The sequence below is a fragment of the Gemmatimonas sp. genome, assembly GCF_044376735.1.
GTDB lineage: Bacteria > Gemmatimonadota > Gemmatimonadetes > Gemmatimonadales > Gemmatimonadaceae > Gemmatimonas.
Map to the genome: position 1 here is coordinate 1 of NZ_JBILKJ010000091.1, position 10,548 is coordinate 10,548.

The following is a 10,548-nucleotide window of genomic DNA, read 5'->3' on the forward strand; positions in this document are numbered from 1 at the left end:
AACGCCATCGTGTACATGAACCAACGCCTCTGGTGCACGAACACGCCCAGTTGGACGCGGGAGGGTGCGGAACAGTGGGCGGTGCGCGAGCGCGATGGCCGGGTGCGTCTCGAGACGTACAACGTGTTCAATCCGCTCCCCTGTGCCACCATGAACCCGGCCACGCCATTCTGGCGCAACAAGTACACGGGGATCGCCGACACGGTGTTGAACCAGTACGGCGTCGACGGCATCTACATGGATCAGGCAGTGCTCAGTCTCCTCGACTGGAGCCCGAACCGTGGCCATCCGGTCGGCGGTGGCAACTACTGGATGCAAGGCTTCCGCACGCTGGCCTCCGAGCTGCGTGCCAAGAGTCGCACGCGTCCGGCGGGGTTTGCCGGTGAGGGTGGCGGAGAAAGCTGGATGCCTGACCTCGATGCGTTTCTCACGCTGCAAGTGAGCCAGGAGCGATACGCCGATCCCGCCAGCGGATGGGAAGTGATCCCGATGTTTCAGGCGGCCTACCATCCGTATGCCCTCACCTACGGCACGTACGGATCGCTCACGCTGCCGCCCTACGACGAGCTGTGGCCGAAAGAGAAGCGTCCGCCCACCGCGCTTACGCCGCTCGACCTCAGGTTCGTGCGGCAATTCCACCTGGAGCAGGCGCGCATGTTCGTGTGGGGCATGCAACCGACGATCGCCAACTTCCTCCCCGATCAGCTCGTGGAGCGACGTCGCGAAATCGAATATCTCGAGCAGCTGGCGCGACTCCGGTACGGCCTGCGCGAGTTCTTCCAGTCCGGTGTGTTTCTGCGACCGCCCCTTGTGGACGTACCGGCGGCCGAGCTGCTCCTGTCGCGCATTTCCATTTACGCCGCGCGACTGGGCGGGCCCACCGAGGCGCGCATCACCGTCCCTGAGGTGCTCGCCGGCGCCTTCCGCGCCGCAGACGGGCGCGTCGCCGTGGCGCTTGCCGGCATCAATCTCGACACCCGCCGCATTCAGGTCACGCTCGACCGGCGGGCGTACGGCCTGCCCGCCGATACGCGCATCGTGCGTCATGATGCCGACGGCAAATCAGAACTCGGCACATTGGGCGACACACCGCGCGTACTCACGCTCGACATGGAACCGCTCCGCGGCGTGGTGTTGGAACTCCGCCACCGCGATCGCGCGAGCAGAGCCGCACGGCGCTAAGCGCGCCCCGAAACAGCAACAGGGCGTGGCGTCGAATCTTCCGACGCCACGCCCTGCTGTTTTACTGGACCGCTAACGAGCCGACCGCGTTACCAGTCGAGCCGCATGCCCACCTGACCCATGCGGGCCGCAAAGGCCTGCGTGGGAACACCAAAGGTGGCTTGCTCGGCACCCGCGGCGGTGTAGCGAATGCCACCAAATGCCAGGTTGTTCTTCCAGTTGAACAGATTGAACGCCTCGGCCGACACGCTGACCTTCTTGCCATTCCAGTTCAGAATGGGGCGGGCAAGACGGATGTCCACCGTGCGATACCAGTTACCCCATTCGTTCGACGGCAACGTGGTGCGATTGCCGGTGGAGGACACCGTACCGCCGAGGAAGTCGTCGGTGAGGATGTTGTTGAGATTGATGTCGCGACCGTCCGTGGAGAGGAACGGACGCGGGCTCGCGATGGTGGTGACACCGGAGAACATGAAGCCGAACGGCAGCGGCAGGATGTGCGAGAACGCCACACGATGCCGCTCATCGCCCGTGGTGCGCTGGCGATTGAACAGGAACTCGTACGCGAAGTTCGGCAACCCAGCCGTATCGAAGTCACCCTGATACCAGCCCAGCGTGTAGCCGAGGTTGAAGCGTGCCTTGCCACGCTGGTAGGTGGCCTGCAACAGCACGGAGGAATAGTTCGACCGACCGATGTCATCCCAGATCAGGATGTCGCCATAGGCCGGCGTCAACTTGCGGCGGGCCGGCGTGACCGTGCGATCGAGGTAATTCGGATTCCGCTGGACGTACAGGTTTTCCATGTTCTGACGCACGTAGTCCACGTTGATGCCAAACTCCGGTGTGAGCTGATGCCCGACACCAAGCGACATCTGCTTGGAGTACGGCGTCTGCATCTCATTATCCATGAGAATCGGCGCCACGGCTGCCGTTGCGCCGGCGATCACACGCTGACGCAACACCGCGGGATCGCGGGTACCAGGATTGGCAAACGTGTACGTACGCCACGTGGAATTCCGGCGCTCCTGGAAGCCCATGAAGCTGGTGACACGATCGTAAATGATGCCGAAGCCACCGCGCACGAAGGTGCGATTGTCCTTGAACGGGTCCCACGAGAACGAGACACGCGGCGAGAAATTGCCGAGCTGATTCTTGCGGTTGCCGGTATTCAGGAAATTCTGGAGCGCAGGAATCGCCTTGAGCGTGGGGTCATTGGCCCAGGGGACCGTGTACTTGTTGTTCATCGTGTTGAACTCCACGTCGTGCCGCAGTCCCAGCGACAGCGTGAAGTTCGGCTTGATGCGCCACTCGTCATTGATGTAAATGCCGGTGGTATACCCTCTGGCGTCGGCAATGGCATCGGACGTGCCATTCGGGTCATTGAAGCCGACCGCGATCGACGCCGACACGGGCAACGCCGTCGGATCGTCCGACGCAAAGGTGAACGTGCCGTTGGTGTTGTTCGGCTGGTTCTGCTGCGCGCCGACGGTGCTGAGCTCCACACCCGCCTTGATGATGTGCGAGCCGGCCTTCTCCAGGTTGTACGTGGCCCGGTTCACGAAACGGAAATGGTTTTCCTTGAGGATGAGCGGGAACCCCGAGGTTCCGAACTGCACACCCGGATAGTTGAACTGCGGGCCCGGCTTGAGCGGGGCTTCGTTGTGGTTCCAGCTCACCAACTGCAGCGAGGCTTCATTCACCAGGTTGCCGCTGGTGGAGATGTAGCGTTGCCGGAGCTGCGCGGTATAGATCTCGTACTTCTGCGAGATGCCGGCATCCTGCGACGCGCGGCCACCGAAGTTGCCTTCACCGCGCAGGAAGCGGGTGGAACCCATGAAGTCGTACGTCACCCGCGGGCTCTGCACGTACGTCAGACGGGAGAACAGCGTGTGATTGGTATTGGGCGCCTCAAACGACCCACGGGCCGACGGGAACGCCGTGTTGGCGGCGGCCGTCGTGGGATTCACGTCCAAGAAGAAGTTGGTGTTGGTCCGCTCATAGCTGGTGGCCAGGAACAGCTTATCCTTCTTGAGCGGTCCGGCAATGTTGAAGCCGAGCTGATCGCGTCCGAAATCCGGCACGGCGGCCTGAAAGGCGTTTTTCGCGAGCATCGACTTGTTCTGCAAGAACCCGAACGCCGACCCCTTCCACTCGTTGGTGCCGCGCTTGCTCTCGGCGCTGATCACGTACGACCCGGCGCGAGTGAATTCCGCGTCGTACGGATTCAGGTACACGCGGAAGTTGTCGAGCCCTTCCTGCGGCAGGGGCGAACCGGTCTGCCCGAGCCCAACGATGTTGCCGTTGAAGAGACTCTTCATTTCCACGCCGTCCATGTAGACGTTGAAGAAACGAAGGTCCGGTGCGGCACCGCCTGACGGCAGCGAGCGTCCGGACTGCGGCGAATACGTTTTGATGCCCGGCGCAATGCCCGCGAGGTTCATGATGCCGCGGGAATTGAAGGGCAGATTTTCGATTTCATCCTTCGTGACGGGCGCGCTCACTGACATGCGCTGCACCTCGACCTGCTTCACCCGTTCCGCGGTCACGGTCTGGGCGTCCAGCTCCGCGGCGCCCTTCTCCATGTTGAATTCGAGCCGCGCGCGCTGACCGAGCGCGAGATTGACCGTGTCCGTGCGCTGCCGGAAACCGAGCGCCTTCACGTTGACGGTGTACTGTCCGGAGTAGAGCCCCAGCACCCGGAACTCACCGGACGCTCTGGTGGCCACGCGGGTGACCTCGGCGGTTGCCACATTGCGTACCGTGACCTGCGCGCCGACCACCGGCGCCCCCTCGGCACGCACCGCGCCTTCCAGGGTGATGGTGTTCTGCGCCAGTACGGCACTGGGGGCGATCGCGGACGCAAACGCGGTCGCGGCAAGGAGCAACCGTTTAGGGATCGGTCGCAACATAGGCTTTCCTCAGAGGAAGGGAGGGGGGAAGGACTGCGTCAGTATAGGCCGAGTGTCGCGAATTCGTAAGGATTCCGAACGGCCGTCGGCGGGGGGCTGCGGGCCCTCAGGGGGCGCGTTCGAGCACGACCCGTTGCGGGACCGGGCGGGTTGCCATCAGCGCCGGCGTGAACCGGAGCCGCGCCAGCCGGCGGGCCAGTGGCGCGGACGCGGTGAGGCGGTCGTGGCCTCCGAAACTGCATACGGCGACCGCACCGTTCGCATCGACGACGAACGCCACCCACGCGCGGGGTAACGATGGCGCGCCGTTGTCGCGGGGTTGGCGCACGCCGATCGCCCGCGCCGCCATGCTGTCCATCGATGTCGCCGAGAACAGCGGGCGTGTGACCTCGCGCCATCCATCGGGCCACGACGCGCCCACGCGTAATGCGGCAGGGCGCTCAACCTGGCCACGATGGTGCGCGGTGCGCGTGATCGCGCAGGAGTCCGCGGCGGGCGCTTGTTCACGCCCCCACGGCTCACGCGACGTGGGCCCGGACAGGGGTACCGCCATCGTCAGTCCAACCCACGTCAATACGACCACACGCATGCAGGCTCTCGGGGAAGCGTTGGATCAACGGTGAGCGTCCCCGGCGCATCCGGACAGTCAATTTCGATGACAATGGGATGACGATATGGTGAAGCCTGGCACGACGCGCCTCGACGTCAGCCGGTGGAGCAGTGCTCCGCGGGGCCGGCAAACGCTTGCACGTGCACGTGTCATCACAGCGCTCGGGACTGCGATGGTGCCAGGTTCTCACCGCGTGGCGCCTTCTGCAATCCCGGGGCGGTTCGTTCCCTGCAGTTAGCGACGTCGCGCGCGCCGAAGCTGCGACGCTCTCACCCGACGGATGGCCGCACTTACTCTGGCCTCGGCACGCACGGAATGCTGTCGCGGTACAGCGTCACTACCGGCACCAGATCGGTTCCCTGACTCTGCCGTTCGAGCCCTGGGAGCAGTTTGCACACCGACACCGTATCGTCGAGGACAAGGAGTGCCTCGATGGTCATCAGCCCCGCCAACAACCGATCGCGCGCGCTGTTGAGCGCCGGGACGAGGCCACGAATGGTCTGAATGCGTTGCTTCGCGACGACATCGGAGGCGGGTGCGGACTCTGCCTGAAGCTTACGGAATTCTTCAAGCTTCGCGAACACCTCTGCCGGGACTTCACCCGAGGCGTCGCTGCCCGGTCGTGGTGGTTGAGACCGCAACGCCTGTGACGACTGCGCCAAAGTCGGTTGCGACGGCGACGAAAGCGACGGCGATACCGGCTGCGGTGGTGCAGGCGCCGGAGCCGCCGCACGCGTGGAATTTGAGGGTTGAACGACCGCTTGGTTTGTAGGGTCGCTTGGTCGCGCGGTGGCCAGGTACACACCGATCGCGGTGAGTGCGCCTACGCCGATCGAGGCCATGATCCAAGTCGGTCGCCGCCGCCCGGGTGCGCGGGCACCGGCGACCGATGCATCCGTGGTGGCCTCCGGCGGCACTGGCGTCCGGATACCCGTCCTGGAGAAGGCCAGCGAATCAAGCGAGGTCGGTGCGGGCACGGAATCTGGGCCGGGCGACACGCCGGCCAACGCGAAGGCGTCGATGAGATCCCGGGCAAACGCCGACGCCGTCGTGTAGCGAAGATTCCGATCAGAGGCGAGCACCGTGCTGAACACCGCATCGACCGCAGCCGGCAGGGCGAGCTCCGGCGCAATGGTGGAGATGGCCGGAGGCGCCGACGCTGCCCGACGGAGCACGTCGGCGAGCTCACCCGAGCCAAAGGGGAGCCGGCCAAGCAACATCTCGATACTGAGCAAGCCGAGGGCGTAGGTGTCGCTGCGGCCATCGATCGGCTCACCCGTGTCAGAGAAGAGCTGTTCCGGGCTCATGTAGCGCGGCGTGCCCACCACCATACCGGTACTGGTGAGTGCGGGCGTATCGGCCGACCGTTGAATCAGGGTCGCGATCCCGAAATCCACCACCTTGACGCGGTCTGACCCATCGCGCGCACGCGCAATGAGCACGTTGTCCGGCTTGAGATCCCGATGCACCACGTTCTCATCGTGCGCCGCATCAAGCGCCGCGGCGATCTGCAGCACGATGGATGCCACACGAGGAACGGGCAGCGCTCCCTTCGTGCGTATCAGATCACCGAGCGACTGTCCATCGACAAACTCCATCACGAGAAAGCACGTCCCATCTGCTTCTTCTTCGAAGTCATACAACGTGGCCACGTTCGGATGCCGGATGCGATTCTGCTGCTGTGCCTCTCGGCGAAAGCGCTCGACCGCAATCGGGTTGGTCAGTGCAGAACCCTGCATCAGCTTCAGGGCACGCTTTTCGTCCAGTCGGACATGCCGTACCTGAAAGACGTCACCCATGCCTCCGCTACCGATCAGCCGTTCGACGCGATACTTGCCCCCCAAAACGCGACCGATCAAATCCGACCCCGATCCGGCGAGCGTGAGCGCTGCACCATCGACAGCGCAGAAGCGCACATCCGGTGGGTAGGTGGCGCCGCATTCGGGACAGCGTGGACGCTGGCTGGCTGGGAGATTCACGCGATGACTCGGGGGATTTCGACGGAGCGGAGTGGTATTGCCGGCGGTAGCGGAGCGGGCGTACGTTTAGCGTTGGAGGCGTGACCTGAGATCCCGCCTGCGCTACCCACGAATTGTGATCCGTCTTCGCTCGAGGCGCAAATGAAAGCTTTCCCGTGGCTGGGCACGGCCCTGCTGACCGCGTGCCTCACCTCTGCAAACGGTGGTGCGCAAACGGCGGCTCCCCGTCCGACGTTGGCCCTGATGAACTTCACCAACGCGGCGCTGATCAATCGTGCCGACTACGAGCCACTTGAGTGGAGCGTGCCGGAGCTCATCTCGACGCGCCTGGCGCGCAACCCCGAAATTGATCTGGTCGACCGCCGTCGTCTCCAGCTGCTGCTCGATGAGCAAAACCTTGGCGCGTCCGGGCGTACCGAGTCCGAGTCAGCAGCACGCGTCGGGCGGCTGTTGGGTGCGAAGTACATGGTGTTCGGCACCGTGATGATTGATCGACGCAATCGACTGCGGATGGACGCGCGCGTGCTTGAGGTCGAGACTTCCAAGATCGTGCACTCTGAAACGTTTCGTGATGTGGATTGGAACGAGGACGTCAGCTACGCCGTCGATTCGCTCGCGGAGCGGTTACACCGTAACCTGAAACTCCCCGGACGCGTGCGACTTGAACAGCCGGGCAGTTCCCCCAATGGGCCGGCGGCGCGGCCAGCCGCCGATACCGGGAGGCAGGCACGGGAAACCACGAAACTCCCGTCACCACCGGAGACTCCGGCCGTATCGGCACCGGCGAACGCCGTGGCCACAGCGACCCGGCCAGCCGGGGGCTCGTCACGATCGCGTGGGTTGGTATCCATGGGGGCGGCGTTGCGACTCGCCGCGCGCGGCGGCGCCACTGCAACGGTGGTCACGATGCTCAAGAGTGCCGCGGTGGAGACGCCAAGCCTCGCGCAGGACGTCGACGATATCGTGAAGGGGTTGGGTAAGAGTGGGATGTAGTCGCAGGTGGCGGCGCGCCGAATGCCATGCGCGCGCCCGCGCCAATGCGGTCATGGTGGCAGCGGCTGTCCGGGCAGCAACACCCTAACCGGCACGTTGCGATTATTGGCCGTCCCATCACCGGCGTTGAGACCCCAACACCACGGTGTCCGATCGGCCGTCTCAATGCACGCCGTGCCATTAGTGCTGACCAATGCGGTGGGGATCACTCCAACGGGCAGGGCCACCTGCACCGGAATCGAGCTATTCTGAGTAGCACCGTTGCCCAACCCGCCAGTGTTGCCGAAGCCCCAGCAGAACACACGCTGGTCAGTACTGCGCGCGCAGACGAGCCCGGCGGTCGAACCGCGCACCTCCACAAAGCGCACGCCAGGTGGTGCCACCACGCGCGTTGGTGTCGTGCGGCTCAACGTGTCACCCACACCCAGCGCCCCCCCTGAGTTGCTTCCGTAGCAAAACGCATCGCCGGCCAGTACGACATAGCACGACGTCGTATTGCCGGGATTGAAATGCGCGACCTGAGCGCCGCCAAGATTCAATAGCACCGGAAGCTGTGAGAAGTCCGCCGATGTGACGGGAGCGCCGAATGGCGCGGACGAGGTATTGTTGCGCGCTCCAATGCCCCAGCAGTAGACACCGGCCGTACCGCTGGCGACGCCACAGGTGTTGATTCCCGGCCCATCAATACGCGCGAGTGTAACGCCAGCCGGAAGTGACACTTGGCCGAGCGTGGTTTGGTCGGCGGTCGCAGGAAACCCGACGCGCAGCGCGTTGCCCGCGCAGAACACACGACCCGCGGCATCTCGCGCGCACGTTTGATTGCCGCCGGCAGCCAATTCGACGAATGGCCCCACGTTCGCGCCGGCGGCGAGTGTCAGCTTGACCCTTGGCAACAGGTCACCCACCGCCATCGCGCCAGAAGTGTTGCCACCATTCACGCTCGCGCACATCAAGCGACCACTGCGCGTTAGCCCACAGTTGAAAAACGCGCCACCACTGATCGCGACAATGGCGCTGTCTGAGGGAATCGCGGTTGGCCGCAGTCGCATGTCGGCGCTGTAGCCTGCCTGCCCGGTTCCTCGACTCCAGCAGTATCCGCGTCCCGTGTCGCCAACGCCACACACGTAGTTGTAGTTGGCAAAAAGCTTCGAAATGCCCTCGGGACGCAGGGTGCGCACAACACTCGATACACGTCCCGTCGCCGTCGCCGTGATGTTCACGGTGCCGGCCTGCAGCACCGTCAACAGGCCCGTCGTATCAATGCGGGCACGCAGCGTGTCGTCGCTGCTGAATCGCACCGGCACACCGGTGACCACAGCACCATTGCGATCCCGCAGCACGGCGGTCACGGTGACCGTGTCGAGATAGCGCAGCGTGTCCCGTAGCGTGATGGCGACGGTGCGAACATCCGCCAACACGGTGCGTTGCACCAAGGCGCGGGCACCAAGGCTGGTGGCGGTTACCGATACCACGCCGGCACGGAGCGCGCGAAGGACGCCTAGTGCGTTCACCGTCGCGATACTCGGGTTGCTCGACTCCCACATGACGGCGCGGCCGGTCAGGATCGCGCCCGTGGAATCGCGCAGGACGGCCGCGACGGCCAGACTATCGTTCACGCGCAGTGTATCCGGCAACGAGAACGCGATGGTGGAAGGAACCGCGAGCGCCACGCGCGGCACGGCGATGGTCGCCCCCGGTATTGCGGCCAGCGGGCCGATGGTGGTGCTGTCCACGAGCGCGCCCTCGCTGTTGCGCGCCACGATGCCAACATATAGTGAGCACGCCTCGCTCAGTGGAATGCGTGTGGCGTCATTGAGACACGAGCCGATGTCTACCACCAGCGGCAGCTGAACGGTGCCAGGTTCGACCGAGCGCTGCAGCGTCAGCAGATTCATCCGACCCGTGGCGGCGCGGTAAAACACCTCCAGTGACACGGATCGGGTGACCGAACCCGGCAAGGTAGCGACGCTGAACGACAGCGCCGCCGTCGGCGTGATTCGATCGGGGTCGTGAAGCGCCGGCACACAGCCGGTCATGGCCGTAGCGGCAGCGGTGAGCACAACCATGCGCGTGAATCGCGCCGCCGAATGTTGAAGTGCAGTCAGCATGATCAATGATTAGCGGGGACGTTCGTTGCAGCGCACTAGGCCCGTTGCGCGGGGTGCACCGCCTACGAGCGGTTGACGCGGTGCGATGACCGGAGAAGGAGTGCGCGGTGGTTCGGCAAAGACATGCACGCAGGCCGCGCGTGGCGGCAGAAATCAGAAGACAAACAGCTGCCCGCGCAGGAGCAGCCGCTGCATCCCCACCGCGGCCTTGTTGCGAATGGTCAGACTCCCCGTGGTGGCAGCAGTGGTCACAATCAGCTCCGAGCCTCGCAGTGGGATCACGACATTGACGCTGCCGGTTACGTCGTTGAACGCCGCCGCCACCAGTGACGAATCCGACTTGATCCCACTGTACGTACGGGTCTCCACTCCCGCACCGATGCGCCATCCGCCGGCACGCAGCACGGTGCCAGCGATGGCGGCCGAGAACAGCGACGCCCCGCTCTCGGCGACTTGTCCGCGACCGAGCACCTCGTACGGCGCGCGCTGTTGCACGGCAAACGTGAGCACCAGATCGCGCGCACTTCGCGTGGTGGGCCGAATACGAAGCGCGGCGTTGGTCAGCGGACCGAGTTTATAGACCGAGCGACTCAGGCGAGTCCCCTGCGTAACCGCAAACGTATCGGCAAAGAACTGTCGCACGCTGGCGTCGAGCGTGACGGCAGCACCGGCGATCTCACCGTCAAGCTGCCCGCTCGCGGTCACCACGGCGCCGGGTGCGATGGACGCATCAACGGGTGTACCGGCGACCAATTCAGTGAAGGGCA

7 protein-coding genes are annotated in these 10,548 nt (G+C 64.5%); 2 read left to right on the top strand and 5 right to left on the bottom strand.

The genetic code is table 11. The annotated features are described in order from the left end of the window. Positions 1–1,182: DUF6259 domain-containing protein (locus ACIRA7_RS11675; protein ID WP_396221018.1), on the top strand; the 1,182-nt coding region annotated here is incomplete at its 5' end. Positions 1,183–1,271: 89 nt separating this feature from the next. Here ACIRA7_RS11675 and ACIRA7_RS11680 read toward each other — a convergent pair. The 3 genes from ACIRA7_RS11680 to ACIRA7_RS11690 all read right to left on the bottom strand — a co-directional run bounded on the left by ACIRA7_RS11680 (position 1,272) and on the right by ACIRA7_RS11690 (position 6,617). Beyond that, entirely contained in the window at positions 1,272–4,091 is a 2,820-nt protein-coding gene (locus ACIRA7_RS11680) for a carboxypeptidase regulatory-like domain-containing protein (protein ID WP_396221019.1), read from the bottom strand. Positions 4,092–4,197: 106 nt separating this feature from the next. After that, a complete protein-coding gene (locus ACIRA7_RS11685) occupies positions 4,198–4,680 on the bottom strand; it encodes a hypothetical protein (RefSeq protein ID WP_396221020.1) in 483 nt (160 codons plus the stop codon). A 311-nt stretch (positions 4,681–4,991) separates the two neighbouring features. Next, the gene (locus ACIRA7_RS11690) at positions 4,992–6,617 is read right to left on the bottom strand and encodes a serine/threonine-protein kinase (protein ID WP_396221021.1); all 1,626 of its coding nucleotides are present in this window, start codon (positions 6,615–6,617) and stop codon (positions 4,992–4,994) included. Positions 6,618–6,821: 204 nt separating this feature from the next. Between ACIRA7_RS11690 and ACIRA7_RS11695 the strand changes: the two genes are divergently transcribed. Next, entirely contained in the window at positions 6,822–7,673 is an 852-nt protein-coding gene (locus tag ACIRA7_RS11695; RefSeq protein WP_396221022.1) for a CsgG/HfaB family protein, read from the top strand. Between the two features lie 50 nt (positions 7,674–7,723). On the opposite strand, the gene ACIRA7_RS11700 is transcribed toward ACIRA7_RS11695, so the two are convergent. Beyond that, a complete protein-coding gene (locus ACIRA7_RS11700) occupies positions 7,724–9,781 on the bottom strand; it encodes an Ig-like domain-containing protein (protein WP_396221023.1) in 2,058 nt (685 codons plus the stop codon). Between the two features lie 153 nt (positions 9,782–9,934). Then, positions 9,935–10,548: hypothetical protein (locus ACIRA7_RS11705; protein ID WP_396221024.1), on the bottom strand; the 614-nt coding region annotated here is incomplete at its 5' end.

Coding starts and splice junctions, on each gene's coding strand:
- ACIRA7_RS11695 (WP_396221022.1), top strand. CDS start 6,822: ATGAAAGCTTTCCCGTGGCTGGGCACGGCCCTGCTGACCGCGTGCCTC.
- ACIRA7_RS11680 (WP_396221019.1), bottom strand. CDS start 4,091: ATGTTGCGACCGATCCCTAAACGGTTGCTCCTTGCCGCGACCGCGTTT.
- ACIRA7_RS11685 (WP_396221020.1), bottom strand. CDS start 4,680: ATGCGTGTGGTCGTATTGACGTGGGTTGGACTGACGATGGCGGTACCC.
- ACIRA7_RS11700 (WP_396221023.1), bottom strand. CDS start 9,781: ATGCTGACTGCACTTCAACATTCGGCGGCGCGATTCACGCGCATGGTT.